The organism is Microbispora bryophytorum (genome assembly GCF_006874465.1).
GTDB classification, from domain to species: Bacteria; Actinomycetota; Actinomycetes; order Streptosporangiales; family Streptosporangiaceae; genus Microbispora; species Microbispora bryophytorum.
Genome location: NZ_VIRL01000007.1, coordinates 11,787 through 38,278 on the forward strand (window position 1 = coordinate 11,787; position 26,492 = coordinate 38,278).

The window sequence follows — 26,492 nt, forward strand, 5'->3', positions numbered from 1 at the left end:
GTTACAGCGCCTCCGGCCCGCGCTCCCCGGTGCGGACCCGGACGACCGTGTCCACGGGGACCGACCAGACCTTGCCGTCGCCGATCTTGCCGGTCTGGGCCGCCTTGACGATGACGTCGATGACGTCCTCGGCGTCGTCCTCCTCGGCGAGGACCTCGACCCGGACCTTGGGCACCAGGTCGACCTGGTACTCGGCGCCGCGGTAGACCTCGGTGTGGCCGCGCTGCCGGCCGTAGCCGCTGGCCTCCGAGACCGTCATGCCCTTGATGCCGAACTGCTCCAGGGCGGCCTTCACGTCGTCCAGTTTGAACGGCTTGATGACTGCGGTGATGAGTTTCATGCGTCGACCTTCTTCGCAGGCGCGGGCACGGGCCCGTTGACGGAGGCCACTCCAGAGGAGTGGACGGTGCCGAGGTCGTACCCGGTCTCGGCGTGCGTGGTGATGTCGATGCCGGTCACCTCGTCCTCCTGGTTGATCCGGAAGCCCATCGTCTTGTCGATGATCTTTCCGATGACATACGCCATGATGAAGGAGTAGAGGCCGACCGCGACAGGACCGAGGATCTGCACACCGAGCTGGGAGATCGGGCCGCCGTAGATGAGGCCCTCGTTCTGGCCGTCCGCGAAGGGGTAGCGGGCGATGATGCCGAGCGAGACCGCGCCGATCGCGCCGCCGACCAGGTGGACGCCGACCACGTCGAGCGAGTCGTCGAAGCCGAGGCGGTACTTCAGGCCCACCGCGTACGCGCAGACCGCGCCGGCGACGAGGCCGAGCAAGAGCGCCGCCCACGGGTCGACGAAGCCACAGGCGGGGGTGATGGCGACGAGGCCGGCGACGGCGCCGGAGGCGACGCCGAGGGTGGTGGAGTGGCCGTCGCGCAGCTTCTCCACGAGGATCCAGGCGCCGGCCGCGGCCGCCGTGGCGACCTGGGTGTTCATGAACGCGAGACCGGCGGTGCCGTCGACGGCGAGCTCGGAGCCCGCGTTGAAACCGAACCAGCCGAACCACAGCAGACCGACGCCGAGCAGCACCAGGGTCAGGTTGTGCGGGCGCATCGGGTCCTTGCGCCACCCGGTCCGCTTGCCCAGCACCAGCGCGAGCGCGAGTCCGGCGGCGCCCGCGTTCACGTGGACGACGGTGCCTCCGGCGAAGTCCTCGATGCCGAGGCCGGCCAGCCAGCCGCCGCCCCAGACCCAGTGGGCCACGGGGAAGTAGACGAGCGTCGCCCAGGCGAGGCCGAAGACGACCCACGCGCCGAATTTCGCCCGGTCGGCGATCGCGCCACTGATGAGGGCCACGGTGATGATGGCGAAGGTGAGCTGGAAGGCCGAGAACACCAGGCTCGGCATACCGGTGCCGTCGTCCTTGGTGGCCGTGTCGACCAGGCTCTGCAGACCCAGGGCGTCCCCGCCGCCGATGAGCTTGTTGACGACGTTGTCCCCGTCCCCGAAGGCGTCAAAGGCCAGCGAGTGGCCGTACAAGACCCAGGCGATGGTGACGGTGATGATGCTGACGAGCGACATCATCATCATGTTCAGGACGCTCTTCGCCCTGGTCATGCCCCCGTAGAAGAACGCGAGCCCAGGCGTCATCAGCAGCACCAGAGCGGTGGCTGTGATCATCCAGGCGGTGGTGCCGGTATCGATCTTCACCGACGCGGCCCTCCTTACAATTTGGCGTGTGGCCGGTTATCTCTCCCGCAGTGACTTCCTCCCGGGCGACCTTGGCCGGCTGGTGCACTGACGTTGGCGACAGCGTGTTCTTCCGCCGTTTCAGCCCACGACCATGCGTGTTTCACATGTGTGAAACTCGCCGCCACCGTGTTTCGGGCCGGTTTCGAACATGCCGGGAACGACAAAACGCGCACCCGAAACGGGTGCGCGTCGTCGGCCTTCCGCTCCGTTCGATGCGACCGGCCGCGAAGTGGCCGAGGGTGCGTTCTATCCGTGCCCGTCCACGTTCGACGCCGCGGCGGAGACCGATGAGACGCCGCCACCGGCCCCGGCCGGACCGCCGTCCCGGATTCCGAACGCCCTGATCACAGTAGGTCTCGGGCCGAATCGTAGATCTTGGCCAGCGCGGTCGTCAGCTGGCGGAGCTCGGTCTCGGTGAGACCGGCGGTGATCTTCTCTTCCAGGCTGCGGCGCTCGGCCTCGACCGGCCCCCGAAGCGCTCGGCCCGCGTCGGTCAGCCAGAGCCGCACGAGCCTGTTGTCATGTTCGTCGCGGCGGCGGACGAGCAGGCCGACGGCGCTCATCCGGGTGGCCATCTTGACGACGGTGGGCGTGGTGACGTGCAACGCGGCCGCGATCTCACCGGGTGTGCTGCCGTCGCGCTCCCACAGGGCCGCCAGCAGGTGATCCTGCCCCTGATGCAGGCCATGGCGGCGCATGGCCGTCTCGGCCAGCGCACGCAGCGCCTTCGTCGTTTTGCTGTGCAGGTCGAGGAACTCTGCCACCGCCACCTCCGGACGACAGATCGATTGACGGCTAATCATTTACCGGCTAACGTTCCGTCGCACAGTAATCGCTAGACGGCAAACGATTAGGAGTGCCATGTTACTGGTCACCGGAGCCACCGGCAGAATCGGGCGCGCGCTGGTCCGCGAGCTGGACGCGAGGAACGCGGAGTTTCGCATCCTCGTCCGCGACCCTGCCCGGGCGGCCGACTTGCCCGCAAGCGCCGAGCGCGTGCTCGGCGACCTGGACGAGCCCTCGACGCTCACCCCCGCCTTCCACGGCATCGACCGGCTCTTCCTGCTCACCCCGGGCATCGGCGTGGACCAGGCCGTGAACGCCGTCACCGCCGCACGCGACTCCGGAGTGCGTCACATCGTGCTGTTGTCGTCGATCTGGGTCTTCGGAGATCCGGTGCCCGCCATGGGCCGCTGGCACCACGAACGCGAGCAACTGCTGCGGGCATCCGGCATACCCGCCACGATCCTGCGTCCTGGCGGCTTCATGACCAATGCCCTGGAATGGGGACCGTCCATCAGGGAGGAGGGGGTCGTCCTCGATGCGATCGGGCCGGGCCGGGCCGCGCCGATCGATCCGGCCGACATCGCAGCCGTCGCCGCCCTCGTGCTTACCGAGAACGGCCATGAAGGCCAGACCTATACCCTCACCGGCGACGAGACGCTCACCATCGCCGAGCAGGTCCAGATCATCGCCGCCACCATCGGCCGCCGCATAGAGGTCCGTACGGCCGCCACCCCCGAGGAGATCGTCCGGTCCCGCTACCCCAACGGCGCGCCGAAGCCCCTTGCCGACGCGGTCCTCGAAGCCGCGGCGGTCATGCGCGCGGACACGACCGGAGTCCGCACCGACACCGTGCGCCACCTGCTTGGCCGCCGCCCCCGCACCTTCTCCGACTGGTGCGTCCGAAACGCTCACGCGCTACGGCTCGACGGCGAACCCGAGTAGCGGCGGCCCGGCGGACGGGGCGCCCCCTCGCTGCAACGCGCACGGACGACTGCGGACACCCGCCTTCGTCACTTGGCCGAGGGCGGGCCGCCGGCTACGCGGCGCTGGCCATCTTGCGCAGCCGCACCAATGCGTCGCGCTCGATGCGCCTGGCGCGGTCACGGCCGATGCCGTAGCGCTCCCCCACCTCGGTGAGGGTGTGCTCGCGACCGTCCACCAGGCCGTAACGCCAGCGCAGCATCTCCCGCATCTGGCCCTCCAGGCCGGTCAGCCACTGCTCCAGGCGCTCCTTCTCCAGCGTGGCCATGGCCTGCTGCTCGGGGTCCGCCCAGGTCTCGTCGGCGATCATGTCACCGAGCTCGGTCTCGTCCTCGTCGCCGACGCCGAGCTGGAGGGAGACCGGGTCGGAGGCCCAGCGGCGCAGCTCCTGCACCCGCTCGACGGGCAGGTCGAGCACCTCGGCGAGGTCGGCGTCGGTCGGCTCGGCGTCGGACTCCGCGAGCATGTCCCTGCGCACCCGCATGAGCCGCGTCATCTGCTCACCCGCGTGGGTGGGCAGCCGCACCGGCCGCGCCTGCTCGTGAATCGAGCGGCCCACCGACTGCCGGATCCACCAGGTGGCGTACGTCGAGAACTTGTACCCCCGCCGGTAGTCGAATTTCTCCACGGCGCGGACCAGCCCGAGATTTCCCTCCTGCACCAGGTCGATAAGCGGCATCCCCCGGCCGGAATACTTCCGCGCGACCGCCACCACGAGACGCAGGTTGGCCTGGATGAACTCGTCCTTCGCCCGCCGCCCCGAGATCGCGATGCGCTCCAGCTCCTCGTCGGCCGCGTCCGCGATCTTCGGCTCGCGCCGCCCGCTGTCGAGCAACTGCTCGGCGAACAGCCCCGCCTCGATGCGCTTGGCCAGCTCGACCTCCTGCTCCGCGGTCAGCAGCGGGACACGGCCGATCTCGGCCAGATACGTCCCCAGCAGATCCCGGTCAGAGACGTGCTGTTCCTGCGTCCGATTCCCCGTCGCCATCCGATGGCACCTCGTTCCGCCGCCGCGATATGCAATATGTGAGCCGACAAACCGGACGTGTCCGCCCCGCTCGGCACGGCCCCCGGTTTTCAGCTCCTGCCCCGCACAACGGCCGGTCCATGGCAAAGATTCCCCATGTGGATACGACCCGGGAATGGTTTCGTTTTCCTCCCCAAGGAGGATGCGAGGCCGGAAAAGAGTGCGATTACCCAGGTTATGAGGGTCTAAACGAGGCGGCGCCCCGTCCGCCACACCTGCGCCACCAGCGGCACTCCCGGCCGGTACGCGAGGTGGACGTACGACGGCGCCTCCAGGATGACGAGGTCCGCGCGCGAGCCGACGCCCAGGGTGCCGACGTCGGTGCGCCACAGCGCCCGCGCGCCGCCGCGAGTGGCCGCCCGTACGGCCTCCAGCGGCGTCATGCCCATCTCGCGCACGGCCAGGGCGACGCAGAACGGCATCGAAGTGGTGAACGAGGAGCCCGGGTTGCAGTCGGTCGCCAGGGCCACCGTGACGCCCGCGTCGAGCAGCCGCCGCGCGTCCGGATAGGGCGACCGGGTGGAGAACTCCGCGCCCGGCAGCAGGGTGGCGACCACCCCGGTCGCGGCGAGCGCGTCCACGTCGGCATCGGTGAGATGGGTGCAGTGGTCGGCCGAGGCCGCCCCCATCTCGCAGGCCAGCCGCACCCCCGGCCCCGGTCCGAGCTGGTTGGCGTGCACCCTGAGCCGCAACCCGGCCTTGCGGCCCGCCGCGAGCACCTCCCTGCTGTGCTCCTCGCCGAACGCGCCGCGCTCGCAGAACACGTCCACCCATTTGGCGTAGGGCGCGCACGCCTCCAGCATCGGGCCGGTCACGAGCCGGACGTAGTCGTCGGCGGTCGTCTCAGGCGGGACGACGTGCGCTCCGAGGAACGTGGTCTCCTCGGTGAACTGGCACGCGATCTCCAGGCTGCGGCGCTCGTCCTCCACGGTGAGGCCGTAGCCGCTCTTGATCTCGAACGTCGTCGCGCCCTGCATGACCATCTCCGAGACCAGCAGCGCGGTGGTGGACACGAGTTCGGGGATGGTGGCCCGGCGGGTGGCGGCGACGGTCGAGCGGATGCCGCCCGCGGTGTAGGGCCGTCCGGCCATCCGCGCGGCGAACTCCTCGGTGCGGTCGCCGGCGAAGACCAGGTGCGCGTGGCTGTCCACGAATCCCGGGATGACGGCGCGCCCCTCCACGTCGACCCGCTCGTCGGCGGGCGGGGCGTCGGCGGAACGGCCGATCCACCGGACCAGGCCGTCGTCCACGACCAGCGCGGCGTCCTCGATCTCCTCTCGCTCGGGGTCTGCCGTGTACAGCAGCCCGATCCCCGTGAAAACGACTGATGTCATGCCGCTCGGCCCCACGTCACCTGATCCTCGCCACCCCGCGAACGGCGCAAACCTCACCGGTGCAGCGGGGCGAGCGCGTCGCGCAGCAGCGCCCCGACGTCGCCGAGCACGTGCCGCCCGTCCTCCACGATCCGCCGCCCCCCGGCGACCACCGAGTGCACGTCGGCCGAGGTGCCGGCGAACACCACGGACTCCACCGCCGACGCCTTGGTCGCGCCGGCCGTACGGACCGAGTCGAGCCGGACGGAGACGAGGTCGGCCCAGGCCCCGGCCACCAGGCACCCGGCGTCGGGGAAGCCCAGCGACGCCTGCCCGGTGGCGGTCGCGGCGTGCAGGAGCTGCGCGGCGGGCCAGTGCCCGCGCTCGCCGGTGACCAGCCGCTCGTCCATCTCCACCGCCCTGGCCTCTTCGAACAGGTCGATGACCGCCTGGCTGTCGGTGCCCAGCGTGATGGGCGCTCCGGCCTCCAGGAGCCGGCGGGCGGGGCCGACGCCGTCGGCGAGGTCGCGTTCGGTGGTGGGACACATGCACACGTGGGTGGTGGAGCCGCCGAGCAGCGCCACGTCCACGTCGGACAGGTGGGTGGCGTGGACGGCGGTCGAGCGCGGGCCCAGCGCGCCGTGGTCGTGCAGCACCTGGACGGGCGTCGCCGAGTAGACCTCGACGCACGCCTCATTCTCGGCCTGCTGCTCCGACACGTGCGCGTGCAGCGGCCCGGTGTGCCGGTGGGCGAAGTCGACGACGACGTGCATCTGCTCGGGGGGCACCGCGCGCACCGAGTGGATGGCCGCGCCGATCTCCACGTCCTGCTCGCCCTCGTGCGCCTGGGCGAGATCGTCGGCCCTGGCCGCCCAGCGCTCGGCGTCCCCGTCGCCGAAACGCAGCTGGGTGCCGGTGAGGGCCTCGCCGATGCCGCCGGTCAGATAGCAGGTGTCGAGCAGGGTGATGCGCAGCCCGGCCGTCCTGGCCGCCTCGACCAGCGCGTGGCCCATCGCGTTCGGGTCCGCGTAGGGCCTGCCCCCGGCCCCGTGGTGCAGGTAGTGGAACTCGGCCACGGTGGTGATGCCGGCGAGTGCCATCTCGGCGTACGTCGCGGTGGCCAGGGCGAGGTAGCGGTCCGGGTCGAGCGCCTCGGCGACCGCGTACATCCGCTCGCGCCAGGTCCAGAAGCTGCCGCGGCCGGTCTGGGTGTGGCCGCGCAGGGCGCGGTGGAAGGCGTGCGAGTGACAGTTTGCCAGGCCGGGCAGCGTGAGCCCGGCCAGCCGTTCGGCTCCCGGGGGAGGCGCCACCTCGGGCCTGATCTCCACGATGCGGTGGCCCTCGACACCGACGACCACGCTCTCGACGACCTCGCCGGGCGGCAGCCACGCCATCTCGCACCAGTAAGTCACGTGCACCGGTCCTCCAGATGGGCGGCGTGGCGGTAGTGCCACTGTAATGAACTCCCGTCCCCCCGCGCCTCGTGCGGCCGTCAGCGGGTCGGTCCCCCGGACGGCCGTACGGTGATCTCGGTGACATGGGCGTCGGGCGTGGCCGTCAGCGCCACCAGCACGGCCCGCGCCACCGACTCCGGCTCCAGGTATTTTCCCGGCTCGTACGGCCCTGCCTCCTGGGCGCGGACGTCCCTTTGCATGTCCGTGTCCACCCGCCCGGGAAAGATCGTGGTGACCTGGACGCCGTTGGCCTGTTCCTCCTCGCGCAGCACGTCCGCGTACGCGCGCAGGGCGAACTTGCTCGCGGCGTAGGCGCCCCAGTTGGGGTTGGCCCGCTGCCCCGCGCCCGAATTGATCAGCACGACGTGCCCGTGGGCCGCGCGCAGCGCGGGCAGCAGCAGCCGGGTCAGCTCGGCGACCGCGATGACGTTGACGTCCATCGTCCGCCGCCAGACCTCGGCCGGGGTGTCGGCGAGGTGACCGAGCCTGGCGATGCCCGCGCTGTGGACCAGCAGGTCGATCCGGTCGATCCCCTCGACGTCGGCCGGGGTGAGCTCGGTGAGCTCCACCGCCCATGGGCGGGCCGCCGGCAGTTCCGCGCACAGCGCGTCGAGCGCCGTGCCGTCCCGCCCGCCCAGGAAGAGCTCGTAGTCGGGGGCGAGAGCACGGGCGATCGCCGCCCCCACGCCCCGCGAGGCGCCGGTGATCAGAGCCGTGGGTCGCATGCACCTCACCTTAGCGTCAGCTTCTCGGCCCTGAAGGGCCGAGCTTGCAGCTCCTCACCGTGCATGGGGTGCACGGGTCAGGCCGCGTCGTCGGCAGCGTGACTCACTGCCCAGCCCGCGACACCACGCACGGCGATGTTGCGGGCTGCGTTCACGTCAGCGTGCTCAGCGAAGCCGCACGACGTGCAGGCGAAGGTGGCCTGGTCGGGCCGGTTCTTCTTCGAGATGTGGCCGCACGCCGAGCACCCCTGGGAGGTGTAGGCCGGGTCCACGTACACCACCGGCACCCCGGCGCGGGCCGCTTTATAGGAGACGAACCGCCCGAGCTGGTGGAACGCCCACGAGTGGAGCGTGACCCGCTGGGGCTTGCGGAGCCGTACCCTCGCGCCGATGCCGCCCAGGTCTTCCAGGGCGACCCCGCGCGAGGTGCGTTCAGCCTCGGTCACGATCTGCTTGGCGATGCGGTGGTTGCTGTCGGCGGCGAAGCGTGCCTCGCGGCCGGAGAGTTTACCCAGAAGGCGTTTGGCGGACGTGGTGCCCTTGGACTGCAGGCGGGAGCGCAAGCGCCGGTTGCGGTGCCGTACCTGGTTCAACTGCCTGCCCGCGTAGCGGACGCCATCGGAGGTGGTGGCGATGTTCGCGATACCCAGGTCCACGCCGAGGAACCCGTCCGGGTCGAAGGTTTCGGGTTCGGGAACCTCGCAGGTGGCGTACAGGTACCAGGACCCGCCCCGGAATACCAGGTCGGACTCGCCCCGCCGATACCGGCGCAGCATGTCAAGCTGTGCCGGGGAGCAGGCGAACGGGAGCGCCCGGACCGGCCTCGCACGGTCCAGATGGACACCGTGAGGGCGTCGGGTTGCCAGGACAGGCACCGGTCGTCGAACGGCTGGGCGGCGTCCTTGCGGAACCGCACCGGGCTGTTTTCGACCTTGGCCCGCCGCTTGGAGCCCTGCGGGCCGTAGTTCCCGGCCTTCAGGTTGGCCTTCACTGTGGCGTAGGCCCCGGCGACCTTACGGGCGGCGTGAATGGCCGGCTGCGCGGACAAGCCCATCTCTTTCAGGTCGCCGTAGACGAGCCGCTGAAGCGAGGTCTTGCCCTTGATGTTGGTGTCGAACGCTCGCCGGGAGACGTAGTTCGCGGCCCGGTTGCACAGGTTCAGCGTCTCCCGCAGCGCCGCGTCGGTGGCGGCGTCGGGGAGGAGTTTTACCTGCACTACCAGTTTCACACCCACAGTTCAACGTCGTGTCTTTGTCACCACGATGGGAGCCGAATCCCGATGTCAGACGGGGTCGTAGCGTCGTCCACAACCTTCACGTACATCTTGTCTTCGTCACCAAATACCAGCGTGACGTGCTCGACAACGCGATGCTCGCCCGCTGTGAAGAGGTCATGCGGGACGTATGTGAGCAGCTCGGCGCATCCCTGCGAGAGTTCAACGGCGAAGACGATCACGTGCACCTACTCGTGCACTACCCGCCGAAACTGCCGATCTCGACCCTGGTCAACCGGCTCAAGGGCGTATCGGCTCACCACTGCACAAGGAGTTCACCGGCCGGATCGACCGGCACATCATGCACAGACACTTGTGGTCGCCGTCGTACTTCGCCGCCTCCTGTGGCGGCGCACCGCTGGAGATCCTCCGGGAGTACGTCGAGAACCAGAAACGCCCGGACTAGCGTCCGGGCGCAGGTAGGGAAGCCATTCCTCCCGGCCCTGAAGGGCCGGGATTCCTGGCTAGATCTTGGTGACGTTCACCCCTTCCCGTTCCGGTGCTCGGGTGACGCGCGTTTGGTGGTCCTGCCCACGCCGCGGTGGCGGGCGAGAGCCGGTTCTCCGGGCCCGCGGGCTCGCCTCCGCCACGGCCGCGGAGCATGGCGACCCCGGGGTGTCTGAAGCCAGGCCGAAGGCCGGACGGAACGACGGTGTTCCGCCCGGCCTTCGGGTTGATCGGTTCAGGTGGGCGGGGTTACGGGCAGTTGCCGATGTCGCTTTCGGCGGAGGCCAGGACGACGTTGGTCTTGGCCAGGCCGAGGGCGTTGACGGTGACGTGGACGGCGTTGACGGTCAGGCCCTTGTCGGGGGTGGTGAAGGAGGTCTGCTCGTTGAGGACCAGCTTGACGACGCCGACGTTGACCGTGGTGTTGGGCTGGATGTTGGTGGGTTCCGCGATGACCACCGTGTTGCCGACCTTGAGGGAGGCGATCGTGGTGGTTCCGGTCGATCCGGCGCAGGTGGTGGTGGAGCTGGATTTGATGGTCTTGACGGTGATCACCGGGATGCCGGTGATCCCGATGGTGGTGTCGTCGATGGAGGCGGTGGCCACGGATTTGCCGGGGAACTCGGTGGTGGCCACCTGGGCGCACAGGGCGTGCGCGCTGATCAGCCCGCTGAGGGTGGCGGTGCAGGGCACCGAGGTGGTGCCGGTCGAGGTGGTGGAGACGGGGCCGGTGTCGGGGGTGCGTGCGATGTTGACCAGTTGGATGCCGGCCAGGGAGGCGCCGGCGGTCAGGCCGTAGGCCCGCCCGGTCAGCCGCTGCGGCGTCACGGTGACCTGTTCCTCGCTGCACGGCGAGGTGACGGAGTTGTTGTCGGCGTCGCCGCCGTAGGTGGCGGTCCACCGGTAGGTTCCGCCCGCGCCGACGGTCACGTTGCCGGACGCGGCGGTGCCGCTGCCGGACAGGTCGCCGGTGCGGGTGGCGATCGGCGTCGTGCAGTCGGTGTCACCGGGGGCGTACAGCTTGAATGTGACTTGGCCGTCGGGGTGGAACCCGCCGGAGAGGTTGGCGGTGTCGGACACGGCGCCGCCGGCCGGCACGGACCCCGATGGGGTGGTGGCGATGCCCGGGGTGGCCTTGACGACCTCGACCTCTTCGTCGCCGCACGCGGAGGTGACCGGGTTGTTCGCGTCGTCGCCGCTGTAGGAGGCCACCCACCGGTAGGTGCCCACCCCGCCCGCGGCGATGTCCCCGGACGCGGCGGTGCCGCCCGACACCGTCCCGGAGCGGGTCGCGATGGGCGTCTCGCAGTCGGTGTCGCCGGGCCCGAACAGCTGGAACTCGACGGTGCCCGTCGGATGGAACCCACCGGACAGGGTCGCCGTGTCAGAGACGTTCCCGCCCGCGGGCACCTGGCCCGACGGCGTCGTGGCGATCGACGGAGTCACCTTGGGGACGTGTTCGGTGATCGTCTCGGTGAAGCCCGGCGACAGGACGTCGTTCAGCAGGAAGTCCACCTTGCAGGTGAGCGTGCTGCCCGGTTCGGCTCCGGCGCCGACGGAGACGGTCTCGGTGAAGGTGGTGTCATCGCCGCTGGTCACCGTCCGGCTGCCCGGGGTCAGGGACACCGACAGGTTCGGATCGCAGTCGCTCAACTGGTGGGTGACCGTGACCGGCAGGTTGTGCAGGGCCGCCAGGATGGTGTCGCTGACCTCCGAGGCGTCGAGGCCGGAGAACAGCTGACCGTCCGTGGCGTCGGTGATCGCGGTCGCCTGCCCGGTCGAGTCCAGCCCGGCCAGGTCGAACGCGAGCACCGTGATGTCGGCCGCCTGCAGGGCGCTGATCGCGTTGGCCAGCGTATGGCCGCTGCTGGGGTCGTGGCTGGGTGCGTCCCCGATCAGCAACACGATCCGGGAGCTGTTCGGACGGAAGCCGACCGCCCCGGACGCGACCTGGAACAGACCGTTGATGCCGTCCTCGGGGAAGTCGCCGCCACCCGTCGCGGCCAGCGAGTTGAGGCCGTTGGCGACATCGGTCTGGTTGGCGGTGAGGTTCTGCGCCACCCGGAACGGCGTCGTGTCCGCCGCGTCCTTGTACTCGGCGACCGCGAACTGCGCGTCCGGCTGCGCCGAGGCGATGGTGGTCAAGATGGTGTTCGCATTGGTCCGCACGTTCGAGATGACCCCGCCCATGCTTCCTGTCGTGTCGATCAGGAACGTGATATCCGGCTTGGGCGGGACCGCCGGAGTGGACACGGTCTTGGCGATCGTCGTCGATCCCCCCGGGTCCAGGTTCAGCGTCACGTCCGCCGGGGTGACCCCGGGCGCGGCGGACGCCGTCCCCACCCCGGCCACCAGCGTCACACCGGCCGCCACCACGCACACGGCGGCCCGTAATCTTCGCGTCATTCTCACGGTTGCATTCCTTCTGATGTGGCGTCATGCCCTGACGAATTCGAAATCGCTGGCCATTCAGAAATTGCCATGATTGCGCCAGCCGGGACGTCCTCCCCTCATGTGTTGGCGCGAGCGAATACGAAATCGCATCGCCTGACGACCTCGGTGACCTTTTCAGCGCCAGCCGCTGATCAACGAGGGGGTGTGGCCACGGTCATATGGTGACCGGTCGGCGAATAGATGTAAATAGGCCACTTACGGCAAGTTCCCGAGTGGCCACAGTCGGCCACTTCCAGCCGATGGGAGGCACCCGCGAGCAGCGGTTCCTACCGAGGTCTTCTTTGGGTACGCCCGGGGAAATGAGAGATTTTCAGTTTTTCCGCTTCGAAAAAGAACGGCCGTTTCCAGCCCTCCGGACCGCCTGAATCACGGTTATGCGCATCGCCGCAGAGCCGGCCGACAGTCCTCCACGCTCATTCAAAATCGACCGAATCCGACAAATACGACGACTTCCGGTCACGACTCGGCACCCCGGCGAAGCACAACCGCACGCAGCCGAAAACGCGCCTCACCGCTGCGGGCGCAGCGTCTCGGAAGTGGGGCGCTCCAGGGTCAGGGCGTAGCGGTGGTGCGGGTAGCGGTGGTCGGCCGGGCGCACCCGCACCTCGCCTGCGGCGGCCTCAAGGATCACGCAGCGGTACCACTCGCCGTCCTCCAGGAACTCCCACTGCCCGGCGAGCACGTCGAGCCCGGTACGGCGCACCTCCTCCTCGGCCCGCTCGTACGGCCCTGCCGCGCCGATGGGGTAGCCGAAGACGGTCAGCGGCTCCCATTCCTCGCCGATCCGCTGGACGTAGCCGAGCAGGGCGCCGTCGTCGTCCCTGCGGATCTCGTGCCTGTCTGTGTCGGGGTTCATGGTTGACCACCATACTCAAACTTGTATACAAATTTGAATATGACATCGACGCGTGTGATGATCCTGGGCGTGCTGCTGGACGGGCCGCTGCACGGATACGAGGTGCGCAAGACGCTCGAACTGTGGGGCACCCAGCACTGGGCCAACATCGCCTTCGGCTCGATCTACCACGCGCTGGGGAAGATGGCCCAGGAGGGCCTGCTGGAGGTGGCCGGCGACAGCGGACCCCCCGACGGGCGCGGGCGCACGGTCTACGCCATCACTCCCCAGGGACGGGCCGAGTTCGACCGGCGACTGCGCGAGCACTGGTCGGAGATCATGCCGATCGTCGACCCGTTCCAGGTCGCGCTGACGTTCATGGACCGGCTGCCGAAGGCCGACCTGCTGGCGGTCGTACGGGAGAGGACCGAGAGGCTGCGTGCGGGGTTCGCGAGCTTCGAGCGGGCCCGCAACGCCAAGCGCGCGGCGGACGCCCCGCGGCACGTGGACGAGTGCCTGGCGTTGAGCGCGGCCGAATATCGCGCCCAACTGGAGTGGCTGGAACAGGCCGTCGCTCGCATCGAACGCGACGACATCCCCTGACCGGCGAGGAGACGAAATGATCACCCGCGATCCGCATGCCGGCGACGCTGGTCACGCCCACCGCCGGCACCGCGACGGTGGCCGGGCACGACCTGCCGACCTCCCCCGGGCAGGTGCGGCGCCGCATCGGGTACGTCGGCCAGGCCGGCGGCGTGGACGAGAACGGCATGTCGCAGATCCTGCAGTTCTTCGCGCTGCCGCTGATCCTGTTCACCGGCATCCTGCTGCCGATGTCACTCGCCCCGAGTGGATGCGGACTGTGGCCCAGGTCAACCCGCTTCACCACGCGGTCGAGGCCGGGCGGGCGCCGGCTAACCGTTCTTGAGGAAGGCCAGCAGGTCGTCGTTCAGGGCGTCCTTGTGGGTCACGAACAGCCCATGCCCGCCGGTGGGGTACTCCTTGTAGACCGCCCCGGGAACGAGGGCGGCCGTACGGCGGCCGGTCGTCTCGACCCGCGCCGACATGTCCGCGGCGCCGTGCACGACGAGCGCGGGAACGGTGATCGCGCGCAGCCCGTCCCGGTGGTCGGCGTGGTAGATCGCCTCGAACAGCCGCGCGGTCGCCCACGGCGAGGTCGACAGGCACTGCGCGAGCGTCCAGTCGACGAGCGCCGGGGAGACGTCGTTGCCGAGGTGCGTGGCGAACCACACCTGCGCCTGCCGGGCGAACCACTTCGGCCGGTCGGTGGCGAACTGGGCGAGCGTGGCCCGCAGCCCCTCCTCGGGGGCGCCCTCCGGGTTGTCCGCGGTCCGCTTGAGGAACGGCAGGACGGCGGAGACGAACGCGACCCGGGCCACCCTGTCCTCACCGTGCCTGGCCAGGTAACGAGCGATCTCGGAGCCCCCTGCCGAGTGCCCGACCAGGGTCACGCGGCGCAGTCCGAGGTGCTCGATCAGCGCAGCCACGTCGTCAGCGAGGGTGTCCAGGTCGTAGCCCGTCGAGGGGCGGTCGGAGCGGCCGTGCCCGCGCCGGTCAAGCGTCACGCACCGGTAGCCGTGCTCGACGAAGAACGGAAGCTGGTACTCCCACATGTCGCTGTGCAGCACCCAGCTCGCCAGGAAAAGGATCGGCTCACCCTGCCCGTAGTCCTCGTAGGCCAGTCGCGTGCCGTCAGCGGTCTCGAAGAACATCCGCACTCCTCAGGTCTCGGTCGAACACGTCCGAGCCTGACGGGTCGCAGCGCGAAGATCGATTACGTGAGAGGTAAGCGGCGGGGCGCCCTGCCGAACCGGCCGGGCGCCCCGCCTCCGACCCGGGTCACCGGACGCGCCCGCACGCGCGATGGCACCGGCAACCGGGCGGTGGTGAAGGAGAGGTTACGCACCTGCGACGTTCCCGGTTCCCGGTCGAAAGAAGCTGTGGCCCGGTGTAAGGGCTGCTCACGGCTTCGCCATGGCGTGTGCGGACGGATCGCGGGCCGCCCGGTCAGGACGAGACGAGGAACTGCGTGGCGGCGAGCTCGCGGTAGAGCTCGTCGGCCGCGACCAGCTCGTCGTGGGTGCCCCAGGCCCGCACGCGACCGGCCTCCATCACCACGATCCGGTCGGCCCCGGTCACGGTGGACAGGCGGTGGGCGATCACCAGGACCGTCGTATCGCGCGCCACCTCCGCCACGACCTCCCGCAGCCGCATCTCGTTGACCGCGTCGAGCTGGGAGGTCGCCTCGTCGAGCAGCAGCAGCCTGGGCCTGCGCAGCAGTGCCCTGGCGATGGCGACCCGCTGCCGCTCGCCGCCCGACAGCAGGATGCCGCGATGCCCGACCGGCGTCCGCAGTCCCTCGGGCAGCCGCTCGACCAGGTCGTCCAGGCGCGTACGGGCGAGGGCGCGGGCCACCTCCTCGTCGGTCACGCCGGGCGCGCCGAAGGCGAGGTTCTCCCGCAACGTCCCCGCGAGCACGGGGGCGTCCTGCTCGACGTACCCGAGCATGGCCCGCAGCTCGCCGAGCGGCCAGTCGCGGATGTCGCGCCCGCCGACGGCGATCGTCCCCTCCTGCGGCTCGTAGAACCGCTCGATGAGGCCGAACACCGTCGACTTGCCCGCGCCGGAGGGGCCGACCAGCGCGGTCATGCCGCCGGCCGGCACTTCGAACGTCACGCCGTTGTGGACCACCGGCCGGTCCTCGCCGTACCGGAAGACGACCCCGGAGAAGGTCACCCCGACGGGCTCGCCGCCGGCCCGCGCCACGGGTGCGGCGGCGGGCTCGGTGCGCATCGCGGCGATCTCCTGGATGCGGGTCACCGCGGCCAGGCCGTTCTGGATCTGGGTGAGGCTCTGGATGATCTGGCCGATCGGGGAGACCAGGTAGAACAGGTACAGCAGGAAGGCGATCAGGGCGGAGATCTCCATCTCCCCCGACGCGACCCGCGCGCCGCCCACCCCCAGCACCGCGAGGAACGCGAGCTGGACCGACATCCAGGCGCCGATCCCGGCCAGCGAGGTCCACGCGGCGGCGGCCACGCCACGGTCGCGCGCCTCGACGGCCGCCGCGCCCACCACCGCGGTCTCCCGCGCCTCCGCGCCGCTGGCCTTGACCGTACGGAACGCCTGGAGGGCGCGGTCGAGCATCGAGCTCATCTCGCCGAGCGCCACCTGCGCCTGGAGCGAGGCCCGCCGGATGCGCGGCGCGATGGCCACGCCCATGACCGCGACCAGGCCGACGACGGCGAGCGTGACCCCGAGCAGCAGGCCGTCCATGATCGCCATCATCACGGCGGCGCCGAGGAACATGAAGACCGCCCCGACCAGGGACGCGAGCGCGTCCGTGCACACGGCCCGCAGCAGGGTGGTGTCGGAGCTGACCCGCGACAGCAGATCGCCGGGCTTGAGCCGGTCCACGTCGGAGACCGTGAGCCGCAGGATGCGGTCCACCAGGCCCCGTCGCGAGTCGAGCACGATCGTCTCGCCCATCCGCTCCAGCAGGAACCGCCCGGCCGCCGAGATCAGCGCGCCGACCAGGACCGCGGCCGACAGCCCGAGCACCGGACCCGCCAGCGCGCCGCCCGCGCCGAACGCGTCGATCACCCGCTTGGCCATGACCGGCATGGCGAGCCCGGCGAGGCTGCCCACGAGGCTGAGCAGGCCGCCCAGCAGGAGCACCCGCCGGTGGGGGCGCACCTGGCCGAGCAGCAGCCGCCAGGAGGCGCGTTCCCCCAGGGACGCCTTCGGCCGTGGCGCGGGCTGACCACCGTCAGGGCCGTCGCCCTCCATCCCCACTGGAGCCCCCTTCGCGCGAACCCGGCGTGCGATCTTCCGGAGACCCTAGTTCACCGGAAACGCCGGTGTGCGCGCGGGGATTTCGGGCCGATGTCGGCGGGACGGTCGCGCAGCGGCTCACGGAGCGGCTCACGGAGCGGCTCACTGAGCGGCTCACGGGGCAGGGCGACCTCGCACGACTGGCCGGACGGGCCGCGCGTCCTCGACGAGGCGCAGGTGGAACGGCGGCGCCGGTAAGGGGGAAGACGCGGTCACCGTCGCAGTATCGCCCGAGCATCCACCGTGACGGTCCGTCATCCGGGCACTCCGTAGAGCAGGCGGATCTCCCGGACGGTGTCCATGATCTCGTACCACGTGAGACACAGGTCGGCCTCGGCCTCCTCGCCACGCGCCTCGGCGGCCATCAACCGGTCCCCCGTGAGTAGCGCCGTCTCCCGTTTGAGCTGGGCCGCCATCCGTTGGAACACGAACCGCTCGCGAGACTCCATTACCGTCCTCCCGCCCCCCAACAGTTCTTACACAGGGTGAAATACCCACAGAACCGGCCGAAATACTCAGGGGGGATCCGCGCACGTCGCACGGGTTCCGGCGGGGTCAGCGGGGGCGAGGCCGGCCCGACCGCCAGGGGCGCCCGGGGTGGTCCGCCCCCGCCCGGGGTCGCGGGGAGACGACCCGCCGCCGGTGGTGCGGGGCGGGCAGCGCGGGCGCGGGCAGGTCGTGGCGGCCGCAGACGAACTCCTGCACCGCGATCTTCACCCGGATGACCGGGCGGCGCCAGCGCTCCTCCCGGTGGATCGCCTTGGCCATCAGGCGCGGCCGGGGCCGCCTCGCCCGCTCCGAGTAGCACCAGCGGGCCCAGGGCGAGCCGGGACGGGCCACCCGCACCGCCCCCACGTACAGCAGCGGCGGCACGAACAGTCCCAGCAGGCCGCTCCAGATCTTCCCCTTGAGCAGGGTGATCATGGCGAAGACGAGGTTGACGAAGAGGAACGCCGAAGCCGTCCAGCCGCCTCGGCCGTCCGTGCCGCTCCAGGCGAGCGGCCGCAGCCCGAGCAGCAGCAGGCCGGTGGCCGCGATCGCCACGAAGACCGCGTCCACGGAGGTGCGGCCCTCCTCCTGCCAGTAGACGTCGCGCAGGTGCAGGATCAGTGCGAACTCGTCGAGCACGAGGGCGGCGCCCACGCCGAACACGGCGGCGGAGAAGGCATACCAGCCGGTGGACACGTCCGACAGGACCAGCCCGGCCACCCCGCCGAGCAGCGAGAGCACCACGCCGAACACCACGTGGTGGATGTGCATCTCGCCCACGCTCACGTTGCCGAGCCACCGCACCCGCGCCCTGATCAGCCGTGCGTTCACCCGCGTGAAGACGAACGCCGTGATCAGCGCGACGAAGAAGCAGAACAGCGGCAGACGGTGCACCTCGACGATGCGTTCGTGAAACCAGTAGGCCATGAAGCGATCCCCCGGCCTCGATGCTACGTGGCGGGGGAAGCGGTCAGGCGAGAAAGCCGCGCAGCAGGGCCGCCGTGCCCTCCAGGTGCTCGGCCACCGCCCGTTCGGCGGCCTCGGGGTCGCCGTCCACGATCGCGGCGGCGATGGCGGCGTGCTGGACGGCCGCGTGCTCGATGTTGGGCCGCAGCACGGGGATCGCGTTGAGCAGATCGGTCACCCGCAGCCGGGCGTCGGCGCAGGCGGCGGCCAGCAGCGGCGAGCCGCTCAGCTCCGCGATCGCCAGGTGGAACGCGATGTCCATCCGGCGGTAGTCGTCCGGCGCCGCGTCGTTCACCCCGGACAGCCGGGCGGCCAGCGTCTCCCGCTGCCGCGGGGTCAGGTCGGCGGTCGCGAGCACCCGGGCCGCCCCGCACTCGACGGCCATCCGGAACGTCAGCGCGTCTTCGAGATCGTCCTCGCCCATGCGGGTGACGGCCCTGCGCAGGTCGCCCTTGCGCGGGCTCGGCGGCCGGTAGACGACGAAGGCCCCGCCGTACCGGCCGCGCCGCACGTCGAGGTAGCCGGCCTCCTGCAGCGCGCGGATCGCCTCGCGCAGCGTGACCCTGCTGATGCCGAGCCGGGTGGCCAGCTCGCGCTCCGGCGGCAGCTTCTCGCCGTGCGGGACGACGCCGAGCTTGATGGCCTGCAGCAGGCGCTCGACGGTCTCCTCGAACGCGTTGCCCGCCCGCACCGGCCGCAGCAGCGACACCACGCCGGTGATCCCCACGGTCGCGTCCCGCGACGCGGACGCGACCGGAGCCCGGGGGCCGGAGACGGACGCGTCCGCCGGGGTGCTCTCCATGCGCATCGTCCCTCCACCCGTCACCGCGGGTCCCCCGTCTCTGTGACCGAGGGTAAACCCCCCGGACATTGTTGACGACGAGGGGAACATGGTGCTTGCATGCCCTCAATGGTCTGATTCCAGACTTTTGGACGGGAGGCACCGTGCTCAGCGTGGAGCGACTCCGCGATGACGTCGAAGCGGGCCGCGTGGACACGGTCCTGCTCGCGGTCACCGACATGCAGGGGCGGCTGCAGGGCAAGCGGCTGTCGGCGCGGTACTTCCTGGAGGAGGTGCTGGACCACTCCGCGGAGGGCTGCAACTACCTGCTCGCCGTCGACGTCGACATGAACACCGTGGGCGGATACGCCATGTCGTCCTGGGAGCGCGGCTACGGCGACTTCGTCATGCGGCCGGACCTGTCGACGCTGCGCCGCGTGCCCTGGCACGAGGGCACCGTGCTGCTGCTGGCCGACCTCGTGTGGGAGGACGGCGCGGACGTCGTGCCCTCCCCCCGGCAGATCCTGCGCCGCCAGCTCGCCCGGCTCGCCGAACGCGGCTGGACCGCCTACGTCGGCACCGAGCTGGAGTTCGTCGTCTACGACGACAGCTACGAGCAGGCCTGGCAGCGGGGCTACCGCGACCTGACCCCGGCCAACCTCTACAACGTCGACTACTCGCTGCTCGGCACCTCCCGGATCGAGCCGCTGCTGCGCAGGATCAGGCTCGGCATGGAGGGCGCCGGGTTGTACGTCGAGTCCGCCAAGGGCGAGTGCAACCTCGGCCAGCACGAGATCGCCTTCCGGTACGCCGACGCGCTGTCCACCTGCGACAACCACGTGTTCTACAAGAACGGCGCCAAGGAGATCGCCGCCCAGGAGGGCAGGTCGATCACATTCATGGCCAAGCCGAACCAGCGCGAGGGCAACTCCTGCCACATCCACATCTCGCTGCGCGACGCCGGCGGCACGCCCGTGATGGCGGGCGGCGAGTCGTACGGGCTGTCGGAGACGGGCCGGCGCTTCGTCGCCGGGCAGCTCGCGGCGATGCGGGAGCTGACGCTGCTCTACGCGCCCAACGTCAACTCCTACAAGCGCTTCGTGCCCGGCAGCTTCGCTCCCACCGCCGTCAAGTGGGGCGTGGACAACCGCACCTGCTCGCTGCGGCTGGTCGGCCACGGCCCCTCCCTGCGGATCGAGAACCGGGTGCCGGGCGGCGACGTCAATCCCTACCTCGCGGTCGCGGCCATGATCGCGGCGGGGCTGCGCGGCATCGACGCCGGGCTGGAGCTGGACGAGCCGTTCGGCGGGAACGCCTACGACTCCGGGGCCGAGCGGGTGCCCGCCACGCTCCGCGACGCGCTGACGCTGTGGGAGGGCTCGCCGATCGCCGAGGAGGCGTTTGGCAAGGACGTGGTCGAGCACTACGCCAACAACGCGAGGGTCGAGCTGGCCGCCTTCGACGCGGCGGTCACCGACTGGGAGCTCTATCGGGGGTTCGAACGGCTGTGAAGATAGTCAATCCGGCGACCGAGGACGTGATCGCCGAAGTCGAGATGGCGGACGCCGCCGAGGTGGACCGCGCGGTCGAGCGGGCCGTCCGGGCCTTCCCGGCCTGGCGCGCGGTCGCCCCGGGCGAGCGGGCCCGGCTGCTGCGCCGCTTCGCGCAGGTCGTGGAGGACCACGCGGAGGAGCTGGCGCGGCTGGAGATCACCGGCGCCGGCCACACGGTGGGCAACGCCCGCTGGGAGGCGGGCAACGTCCGCGACGTGCTGAACTTCTACGCGGGCGCGCCCGAGCGCGACCACGGCAGGCAGATCCCGGTGCCCGGCGGGGTGGACGTCACGTTCGCCGAGCCGCTGGGCGTGGTCGGGATCATCGTGCCGTGGAACTTCCCGATGGTCGTCATGACCTGGGGAGCCGCCCCTGCCCTCGCCGCCGGAAACACGGTGATCGTGAAGCCGGCCGAGTGGACCCCGCTGACCGCGCTGCGGCTGGCCGAGCTCGCCCTGGAGGCCGGGCTGCCCGAGGGCGTGCTCCAGGTCGTCCCCGGCGAGGGTGAGGTCGCCGGGGCCCGTCTCGTCGAGCACCCCGACGTGCGGAAGATCGTGTTCACCGGCTCGACCGAGGTCGGGAGACTGATCGGCGCCAAGGCGGCCGAGCAGGTCAAGCGGGTGACGCTGGAGCTGGGCGGCAAGAGCGCCAACATCGTCTTCGCCGACGCCGACCTCGACAAGGCCGCGGCCTCGGCGCCCATGGCGGTCTTCGACAACTCCGGCCAGGACTGCTGCGCCCGCTCGCGCATCCTGGTGGAGCGCTCCGTCTACGACGGCTTCCTCGTGCGCCTGTCGCAGGCGGTGCGGGAGGTGAAGGTCGGCGACCCGAACGACCCGGCGAGCCAGATGGGCCCGCTGATCAGCGCCGAGCACCGGGAGCGCGTCGCGTCGTTCGTCGACCGGGCCGACGTGTACGCCGCCGGGTCCTGCCCGAGCGGACCCGGCTACTGGTTCCCGCCCACCCTGCTGGCCGGGTCGTCCTCGGAGTCCTTCCGCAGGGCGTTCACCGAGGAGATCTTCGGACCCGTGGTGACCGTCGTGCCGTTCGAGGACGAGGCCGACGCCGTACGGATCGCCAACGACACGGCGTACGGCCTGTCGGGGTCGATCTGGACCCGCGACGTTGGCCGGGCGCTGCGGGTGGCGCGGGCCGTCGAGGCGGGCAACCTGTCGGTCAACTCGCACTCCAGCGTCCGCTACTGGACCCCGTTCGGCGGCTTCAAGCAGTCGGGCCTCGGCCGGGAGCTCGGCCCCGACGCCCTGTCGGCCTTCACCGAGACCAAGAACGTCTTCATCTCCACGGAGTAGAACAATGCAGCGTTTGCAGGACCGCGTCGCCGTCATCACCGGGGCGGGCAGCGGCATCGGGCTGGCCACGGCCCACCGGTTCGCCCAAGAGGGCGCCAAGGTCGTGGTGGCCGACCTCGACGAGGAGGCCGGCGCGAAGGCCGCCGGTGAGGTCGGCGGCCTGTTCGTCAAGGCCGACGTGGCGAACGAGGACGACGTGGCCCGGATGTACCGGACCGCGTTCGAGGAGTTCGGCAGCGTCGACATCGCGTTCAACAACGCGGGCATCTCGCCGCCGGACGACGACTCCATCCTGGAGACCGGCATCGACGCCTGGCGCCGGGTGCAGGAGGTCAACCTCACCAGCGTCTACCTGTGCTGCAGGCACGCGATCCCGTACATGCAGCGGCAGGGCAAGGGCTCGATCATCAACACCGCGTCGTTCGTCGCGGTGATGGGCTCGGCCACCTCGCAGATCTCCTACACCGCCTCCAAGGGCGGCGTGCTCGCGATGAGCCGGGAGCTGGGCGTCCAGTTCGCCCGCGAGGGCATCCGGGTCAACGCGCTGTGCCCCGGACCGGTGGACACCCCGCTGCTGCGGGAGCTGTTCGCCAAGGACCCCGAGCGCGCCCAGCGCCGCCTGGTCCACGTGCCGATCGGCCGCTTCGCCCGGGCCGAGGAGATCGCCGCGGCGGTCGCGTTCCTCGCCTCCGACGACGCGTCGTTCATCACCGCCTCGGAGTTCCTGGTCGACGGCGGCATCTCCGGCGCGTACGTCACTCCGCTGTAAGGGGTAAGCCCATGGCTCGTCCCGTGATCGGCGTGACGTGCTACGTCGAGCCGGCGAGGTTCACCGTCTGGGAGATGACGGCGGCGCTGCTGCCGTACATGTACGTCGACCACATCGCGCGGGCGGGCGGCCAGCCGGTCATCCTGCCGCCCGCCGGGGAGCCGGCCGCGCTGGCCGGGCGGCTGGACGGGCTGATCATCGCGGGCGGGGGCGACATCGACCCCGCCCGCTACGGCGCGCCGCCCGCCGAACAGACCGGATATGTCCGGGAGTTCCGCGACGAGGCGGAGTTCGGGCTGATGGAGGCCGCCCTGCGCACCGGCCTGCCGTTCCTCGGCATCTGCCGGGGCCTGCAGGTGCTCAACGTGGCGCTGGGCGGCACCCTCCACCAGCACCTGCCCGACGTGGTCGGGCACACCGCCCACTCCCCCGCCCCCGGGACGTTCGGCCGCCTCCCTGTACGGCTCTCGCCGGGGTTGGCCGAGATCTACGGCGGCGAGGACCTCACCCCCGCCCACTATCACCACCAGGCGATCGACCGCCTGGCCGGCGGGCTGGAGGTCACCGCCCGCTCCGACGACGGCACGATCGAGGCCGTCGCGGTCACGGACGCGGCGTTCGCCTTGGCCGTCCAGTGGCACCCGGAGGCCGACGAGGACGGCCCGCTGTTCCACGCCCTGGTCACCGCCGCCGGCCGGCGCCGCCCCGGTCGCGCATAGGCGGTCCGGTCGCGCATAGGCGGTCCGGTCGCGCTTGAGCGGCCCGGCCACCCGCCCGGCGTACCGAGGCCGGGCCCCGCGTGCTCCCGCGGCCGGAGGCGGCGCCGCGACGACCCGATGAGCGCCGGAACCGATCATTGAACTTCGCGTAATCGGCGTCGCACTCTCACTCCGCCGGCATGGACAGTCGGCGAGAGCATGATCTGAAACCGATTTCATTTGGGTTATCGGGCGTATCGGCGCGCACGGGGCAGGGCATTGCGGCCGTGAGAGCGGAGTTTATGGGGTTCCGCAGCGGCCGACATAGAAACGGCGTATTTTTGACGAAAGCCGCCGGGGAGAGATATGGTCAAATGGCGATCAAAGCCGCATCGTCGGCGCGTTCACGCTGCTTTCAGGCGAGGGGAACCGTGTTTTACGCCGTGCTCGGACCGTTCCTGGCCATGAAACATTCAGGGGATGTCATCGCCGGGCTCGCTCCGAGGCACCGGCAACTCCTCGCATTGTTCCTGCTCAATCCCAATACCGCGGTTCACCGGGACCGGCTCATCGATCTGTTGTGGAATGGCCGCCCCACTAAATCAGCGCCGCGGAATCTTACCACCTACATCGCACAGGTGCGGCGACGCCTCTCGCCGCGCGACCCCGACCTTTCTCCGCTGCACACCCTGGACGGCGGCTACCTTCTTTCCGTCCCGTCGGGATCCGTGGATGCTGCAGTATTCAACCATTTCGCGGAACAGGCCAGAATCGCTCGCGAGAATGGCGATTACCACAATGCGGCGAGGATGTTCGAGAACGCGCTGAGCCTCTGGCGGGGCGACGCCCTGCCCGCGATGCGGCACGTGGACGAGCTGTCCGCCTGGGCCGAACGGCTCGACGAGGACCGGCGCGCGGTGACTGAAGACCTCTTCGACGTACGGCTGGCGCTCGGGCACCATCACGAGATCGTCGGCGGCCTGGCCCAGTGGGCGCGGCGCCACCCGCTGCGCGAACGGCCGCACCGGCAGCTCATGCTGGCGCTGCATCGCTCGGGCCGCACCCACGACGCCTCGGCGTCCTATCAGCGACTGCGCCGGACCCTGGTCGACCGCCTCGGCACCGAGCCGTCCCCCGACACCCAGGCCCTCCACCAGCGGATCCTCACCGGCGACGACCTTCCGTCCGCTCTGACGCGTCTGTGCGCGGCGCATCGGCCGTCACGCGAGTGCGATCGCAGGTCGTGACGAGAGCCCCGCGAGGACCGGATACCCCGATCGGGGAAATCGGGGCGAACCTGCCGGTTACGGGGATGGCGGCGAACCACTAGGCTTGCAGGACACCAGTGATCCCGCGCGGGAGAGCGTCCTGGCATCCGGTCAGGGCCCCTGAAGGAGCAAGCCCTCCCCGCGAACCTCTCAAGGCAAAGGACCGTGCGGGCCAGGTGACCTCTGGAAAGAAGGCCGGAAGGCCTCGCCGAAGGTGAAAGTCCGGTAAAGATCGGACGAAGCTCTCAGGCGCCGATGACAGAGGGGGAGGATGCCCGATGTCAAACGCAGCATCCGTCCTTCCGAGGTGCGCATGTCCCGATCCACCCCGCTGCGCGGGGTCCACGAAAGTCTGGGCGCGACCCTGACCGACTTCGCGGGCTGGCAGATGCCCCTGCGATACGGCAGTGAGTCGGCCGAGCACAACGCGGTGCGCACGGCCGCAGGGCTGTTCGACCTGTCCCACATGGGAGAGATCTTCGTCGTCGGCGCACAGGCGGGCGAGGCGCTCGACCGCGCCCTCGTGGGCCACCTCAGCGTCCTCGCGCCCGGCCGCGCCCGCTACACGATGATCGTGAACGAGACCGGCGGCATCCTCGACGATCTCATCGTCTACCGCCTCGACGAGGACCGGTACATGGTCGTCGCCAACGCCTCCAACTACGCCCTCGTCGCCCGTGAGCTCGCCGACCGCGTCCGCGGCCACAACGCGCGGGTGACCGACCGGTCGGACGAGTACGCGCTGGTCGCCGTGCAGGGCCCGCGCGCCGCCGGGATCCTGGCCGCGCTGACCGACGCCGACCTCGACGATCTGAAGTACTACGCCATCGTCCCCGGCGTCGTCGCGGGCGCGCCCGCCCTGATCGCGCGCACCGGATACACCGGCGAGGACGGCTTCGAGCTCTTCGTGGCGAACGAGCACGCCGTGCCGCTGTGGAACGCCCTCGCCGAGGCGGGCAAGGACGCCGGGCTGGTCCCCGCAGGGCTTTCGGCCCGCGACACGCTGCGCCTGGAAGCCGGCATGCCGCTCTACGGCAACGAGCTGAGCGCCGCGATCACGCCGTTCGACGCCGGCCTCGGCCGGGTCGTCCGCTTCGACAAACCCGGCGACTTCGTGGGCAAGGCCGCCCTCGAACGGGCAGCGGAGAACGGCACCAGGCGGCGCCTGGTCGGGCTCGCCGCGCTCGGCCGCCGCGTGCCCCGCCACGGCTACCCCGTCACCCGGGAGGGCGCCGTCGTCGGCGAGGTGACCAGCGGCGCTCCGTCGCAGTCCCTCGGCCGCCCGATCGCCATGGCGTACGTCGACGAGGGCGCCCTGGACAAGGGTGGCCTGGCCGTGGACATCCGGGGCAGCCAAGAACCGGTCGACGTCGTCGATCTGCCTTTCTACAGGAGGAGCAAGTGAGCACCATTCCGGACGACCTGAGCTACACCAAGGAACACGAGTGGGTGGCCGGGATCGAGGACGGCCTCACCGTGACGGTGGGCATCACCGCGTACGCCGCCGAGCAGCTCGGCGACGTGGTTTTCGTGGAGGTGCACGCGGAGGCCGGCTCGACGGTCGCGGCCGGCGACACGGTCGGCGAGGTGGAGTCCACCAAGTCCGTGAGCGACATCTTCGCGCCGGTCGGCGGTGAGGTCGTCGAGATCAACCCCGCCGTCGTGGACGACCCCTCGCTGGTCAACTCCGACCCGTACGGCGAGGGCTGGCTGTTCCGCGTGCGCGTGGAGCAGGAGCCGGACGACCTGCTGTCGGCCGCGGAGTACACCGCGCTGACCTCCGGCGAGTCCTGACGGCCACCGGAGACGTGTG

23 protein-coding genes, 2 pseudogenes and 2 riboswitches are annotated in these 26,492 nt (G+C 70.6%); of the genes and pseudogenes, 10 read left to right on the forward strand and 15 right to left on the reverse strand.

Annotated elements, in window-relative coordinates:
- Position 1: 1 nt before the first annotated feature.
- The 3 genes from FLX07_RS15260 to FLX07_RS15270 all read right to left on the reverse strand — a co-directional run bounded on the left by FLX07_RS15260 (position 2) and on the right by FLX07_RS15270 (position 2,459).
- A complete protein-coding gene (locus FLX07_RS15260) occupies positions 2-340 on the reverse strand; it encodes a P-II family nitrogen regulator (RefSeq protein ID WP_030510869.1) in 339 nt (112 codons plus the stop codon).
- The gene (locus tag FLX07_RS15265) at positions 337-1,653 is read right to left on the reverse strand and encodes an ammonium transporter (protein ID WP_142571454.1); all 1,317 of its coding nucleotides are present in this window, start codon (positions 1,651-1,653) and stop codon (positions 337-339) included. The genes FLX07_RS15260 and FLX07_RS15265 overlap by 4 nt, the downstream gene beginning before the upstream one ends.
- A gap of 386 nt (positions 1,654-2,039) precedes the next feature.
- On the reverse strand, positions 2,040-2,459 hold the full coding sequence (locus FLX07_RS15270; protein ID WP_142571657.1) for a MarR family winged helix-turn-helix transcriptional regulator: 420 nt from the start codon (positions 2,457-2,459) through the stop codon (positions 2,040-2,042).
- Positions 2,460-2,556: 97 nt separating this feature from the next.
- Between FLX07_RS15270 and FLX07_RS15275 the strand changes: the two genes are divergently transcribed.
- Entirely contained in the window at positions 2,557-3,423 is an 867-nt protein-coding gene (locus FLX07_RS15275) for an SDR family oxidoreductase (protein WP_142571455.1), read from the forward strand.
- Between the two features lie 94 nt (positions 3,424-3,517).
- On the opposite strand, the gene FLX07_RS15280 is transcribed toward FLX07_RS15275, so the two are convergent.
- From FLX07_RS15280 to FLX07_RS15300, 5 genes and pseudogenes are all read right to left on the reverse strand, one after another.
- Positions 3,518-4,450 carry a sigma-70 family RNA polymerase sigma factor gene (locus FLX07_RS15280; RefSeq protein ID WP_142571456.1) on the reverse strand — a complete coding sequence of 311 codons (933 nt, stop codon included), beginning with the start codon at positions 4,448-4,450 and terminating at the stop codon, positions 3,518-3,520.
- Between the two features lie 224 nt (positions 4,451-4,674).
- Complete coding sequence (hutI, locus tag FLX07_RS15285) at positions 4,675-5,823, reverse strand: imidazolonepropionase (protein ID WP_142571457.1); 1,149 nt, start codon at positions 5,821-5,823, stop codon at positions 4,675-4,677.
- Between the two features lie 53 nt (positions 5,824-5,876).
- On the reverse strand, positions 5,877-7,220 hold the full coding sequence (locus FLX07_RS15290) for a formimidoylglutamate deiminase (protein WP_142571458.1): 1,344 nt from the start codon (positions 7,218-7,220) through the stop codon (positions 5,877-5,879).
- A 74-nt stretch (positions 7,221-7,294) separates the two neighbouring features.
- A complete protein-coding gene (locus tag FLX07_RS15295) occupies positions 7,295-7,981 on the reverse strand; it encodes an SDR family oxidoreductase (protein ID WP_142571459.1) in 687 nt (228 codons plus the stop codon).
- Between the two features lie 77 nt (positions 7,982-8,058).
- A pseudogene (locus FLX07_RS15300) lies at positions 8,059-9,209 on the reverse strand (RNA-guided endonuclease InsQ/TnpB family protein).
- Between the two features lie 23 nt (positions 9,210-9,232).
- On the opposite strand from FLX07_RS15300, the pseudogene tnpA reads away from it, so the two are divergent.
- Positions 9,233-9,660, forward strand: a pseudogene (gene tnpA / locus FLX07_RS15305) (IS200/IS605 family transposase).
- Positions 9,661-9,950: 290 nt separating this feature from the next.
- On the opposite strand, the gene FLX07_RS38410 reads toward tnpA, so the two are convergent.
- Together FLX07_RS38410 and FLX07_RS15315 are read right to left on the reverse strand one after the other, a co-directional pair.
- Positions 9,951-12,107, reverse strand: a complete 2,157-nt coding sequence (locus FLX07_RS38410; protein WP_263407638.1) for a vWA domain-containing protein — start codon at positions 12,105-12,107, stop codon at positions 9,951-9,953.
- A gap of 556 nt (positions 12,108-12,663) precedes the next feature.
- A complete protein-coding gene (locus tag FLX07_RS15315; RefSeq protein ID WP_142571461.1) occupies positions 12,664-13,011 on the reverse strand; it encodes a hypothetical protein in 348 nt (115 codons plus the stop codon).
- A 39-nt stretch (positions 13,012-13,050) separates the two neighbouring features.
- Here FLX07_RS15315 and FLX07_RS15320 point away from each other — a divergent pair, with 39 nt between their 5' ends.
- Positions 13,051-13,593 carry a PadR family transcriptional regulator gene (locus tag FLX07_RS15320; protein WP_142571462.1) on the forward strand — a complete coding sequence of 181 codons (543 nt, stop codon included), beginning with the start codon at positions 13,051-13,053 and terminating at the stop codon, positions 13,591-13,593.
- A gap of 311 nt (positions 13,594-13,904) precedes the next feature.
- On the opposite strand, the gene FLX07_RS15325 is transcribed toward FLX07_RS15320, so the two are convergent.
- The 5 genes from FLX07_RS15325 to FLX07_RS15345 all read right to left on the reverse strand — a co-directional run bounded on the left by FLX07_RS15325 (position 13,905) and on the right by FLX07_RS15345 (position 19,108).
- A complete protein-coding gene (locus FLX07_RS15325) occupies positions 13,905-14,723 on the reverse strand; it encodes an alpha/beta fold hydrolase (protein WP_142571463.1) in 819 nt (272 codons plus the stop codon).
- A 295-nt stretch (positions 14,724-15,018) separates the two neighbouring features.
- Positions 15,019-16,800, reverse strand: a complete 1,782-nt coding sequence (locus tag FLX07_RS15330; protein ID WP_142571658.1) for an ABC transporter ATP-binding protein — start codon at positions 16,798-16,800, stop codon at positions 15,019-15,021.
- A 299-nt stretch (positions 16,801-17,099) separates the two neighbouring features.
- Positions 17,100-17,294, reverse strand: a complete 195-nt coding sequence (locus FLX07_RS15335; protein WP_142571464.1) for a hypothetical protein — start codon at positions 17,292-17,294, stop codon at positions 17,100-17,102.
- Positions 17,295-17,400: 106 nt separating this feature from the next.
- A complete protein-coding gene (locus tag FLX07_RS15340) occupies positions 17,401-18,261 on the reverse strand; it encodes a hypothetical protein (protein ID WP_223853431.1) in 861 nt (286 codons plus the stop codon).
- Positions 18,262-18,304: 43 nt separating this feature from the next.
- Complete coding sequence (locus tag FLX07_RS15345; protein ID WP_223853432.1) at positions 18,305-19,108, reverse strand: FadR/GntR family transcriptional regulator; 804 nt, start codon at positions 19,106-19,108, stop codon at positions 18,305-18,307.
- A gap of 146 nt (positions 19,109-19,254) precedes the next feature.
- Between FLX07_RS15345 and FLX07_RS15350 the strand changes: the two genes are divergently transcribed.
- The 7 genes from FLX07_RS15350 (at position 19,255) to gcvH (ending at position 26,473) form a co-directional block, all read left to right on the forward strand.
- Positions 19,255-20,592, forward strand: a complete 1,338-nt coding sequence (locus FLX07_RS15350; RefSeq protein ID WP_280116555.1) for a glutamine synthetase family protein — start codon at positions 19,255-19,257, stop codon at positions 20,590-20,592.
- On the forward strand, positions 20,559-21,944 hold the full coding sequence (locus tag FLX07_RS15355; protein ID WP_223853446.1) for an aldehyde dehydrogenase family protein: 1,386 nt from the start codon (positions 20,559-20,561) through the stop codon (positions 21,942-21,944). The genes FLX07_RS15350 and FLX07_RS15355 overlap by 34 nt, the downstream gene beginning before the upstream one ends.
- Positions 21,945-21,948: 4 nt before the next feature.
- Positions 21,949-22,713: a 3-oxoacyl-ACP reductase gene (locus FLX07_RS15360; RefSeq protein ID WP_142571466.1), complete on the forward strand. Its 765-nt coding sequence runs from the start codon at positions 21,949-21,951 to the stop codon at positions 22,711-22,713.
- An 11-nt stretch (positions 22,714-22,724) separates the two neighbouring features.
- Positions 22,725-23,432, forward strand: coding sequence for a gamma-glutamyl-gamma-aminobutyrate hydrolase family protein (locus FLX07_RS15365; RefSeq protein WP_142571467.1), 708 nt, complete (start codon positions 22,725-22,727; stop codon positions 23,430-23,432).
- A gap of 353 nt (positions 23,433-23,785) precedes the next feature.
- Complete coding sequence (locus tag FLX07_RS15370) at positions 23,786-24,658, forward strand: AfsR/SARP family transcriptional regulator (protein WP_167748250.1); 873 nt, start codon at positions 23,786-23,788, stop codon at positions 24,656-24,658.
- Positions 24,659-24,757: 99 nt separating this feature from the next.
- Positions 24,758-24,855: riboswitch (glycine riboswitch) on the forward strand.
- Positions 24,856-24,951, forward strand: a riboswitch (glycine riboswitch).
- Between the two features lie 41 nt (positions 24,952-24,992).
- Positions 24,993-26,084 (forward strand): glycine cleavage system aminomethyltransferase GcvT, encoded by a 1,092-nt coding sequence (gene gcvT / locus FLX07_RS15375; RefSeq protein ID WP_142571469.1) that lies wholly within the window; start codon positions 24,993-24,995, stop codon positions 26,082-26,084.
- Entirely contained in the window at positions 26,081-26,473 is a 393-nt protein-coding gene (gene gcvH, locus FLX07_RS15380; RefSeq protein ID WP_142571470.1) for a glycine cleavage system protein GcvH, read from the forward strand. Before gcvT ends, gcvH begins: the two co-directional genes overlap by 4 nt.
- Positions 26,474-26,492: the final 19 nt, after the last annotated feature.

What these genes read in the sequence shown, in the direction of transcription:
- FLX07_RS15260 (WP_030510869.1), bottom strand. Translation starts at nt 340, where the DNA reads ATGAAACTCATCACCGCAGTCATCAAGCCGTTCAAACTGGACGACGTG.
- FLX07_RS15275 (WP_142571455.1), top strand. Translation starts at nt 2,557, where the DNA reads ATGTTACTGGTCACCGGAGCCACCGGCAGAATCGGGCGCGCGCTGGTC.
- FLX07_RS15280 (WP_142571456.1), bottom strand. Translation starts at nt 4,450, where the DNA reads ATGGCGACGGGGAATCGGACGCAGGAACAGCACGTCTCTGACCGGGAT.
- hutI (WP_142571457.1), bottom strand. Translation starts at nt 5,823, where the DNA reads ATGACATCAGTCGTTTTCACGGGGATCGGGCTGCTGTACACGGCAGAC.
- FLX07_RS15295 (WP_142571459.1), bottom strand. Translation starts at nt 7,981, where the DNA reads ATGCGACCCACGGCTCTGATCACCGGCGCCTCGCGGGGCGTGGGGGCG.
- FLX07_RS38410 (WP_263407638.1), bottom strand. Translation starts at nt 12,107, where the DNA reads ATGACGCGAAGATTACGGGCCGCCGTGTGCGTGGTGGCGGCCGGTGTG.
- FLX07_RS15315 (WP_142571461.1), bottom strand. Translation starts at nt 13,011, where the DNA reads ATGAACCCCGACACAGACAGGCACGAGATCCGCAGGGACGACGACGGC.
- FLX07_RS15320 (WP_142571462.1), top strand. Translation starts at nt 13,051, where the DNA reads ATGACATCGACGCGTGTGATGATCCTGGGCGTGCTGCTGGACGGGCCG.
- FLX07_RS15325 (WP_142571463.1), bottom strand. Translation starts at nt 14,723, where the DNA reads ATGTTCTTCGAGACCGCTGACGGCACGCGACTGGCCTACGAGGACTAC.
- FLX07_RS15330 (WP_142571658.1), bottom strand. Translation starts at nt 16,800, where the DNA reads ATGGAGGGCGACGGCCCTGACGGTGGTCAGCCCGCGCCACGGCCGAAG.
- FLX07_RS15335 (WP_142571464.1), bottom strand. Translation starts at nt 17,294, where the DNA reads ATGGAGTCTCGCGAGCGGTTCGTGTTCCAACGGATGGCGGCCCAGCTC.
- FLX07_RS15340 (WP_223853431.1), bottom strand. Translation starts at nt 18,261, where the DNA reads ATGGCCTACTGGTTTCACGAACGCATCGTCGAGGTGCACCGTCTGCCG.
- FLX07_RS15345 (WP_223853432.1), bottom strand. Translation starts at nt 19,108, where the DNA reads ATGCGCATGGAGAGCACCCCGGCGGACGCGTCCGTCTCCGGCCCCCGG.
- FLX07_RS15360 (WP_142571466.1), top strand. Translation starts at nt 21,949, where the DNA reads ATGCAGCGTTTGCAGGACCGCGTCGCCGTCATCACCGGGGCGGGCAGC.
- FLX07_RS15365 (WP_142571467.1), top strand. Translation starts at nt 22,725, where the DNA reads ATGGCTCGTCCCGTGATCGGCGTGACGTGCTACGTCGAGCCGGCGAGG.
- FLX07_RS15370 (WP_167748250.1), top strand. Translation starts at nt 23,786, where the DNA reads ATGGCGATCAAAGCCGCATCGTCGGCGCGTTCACGCTGCTTTCAGGCG.
- gcvT (WP_142571469.1), top strand. Translation starts at nt 24,993, where the DNA reads ATGTCCCGATCCACCCCGCTGCGCGGGGTCCACGAAAGTCTGGGCGCG.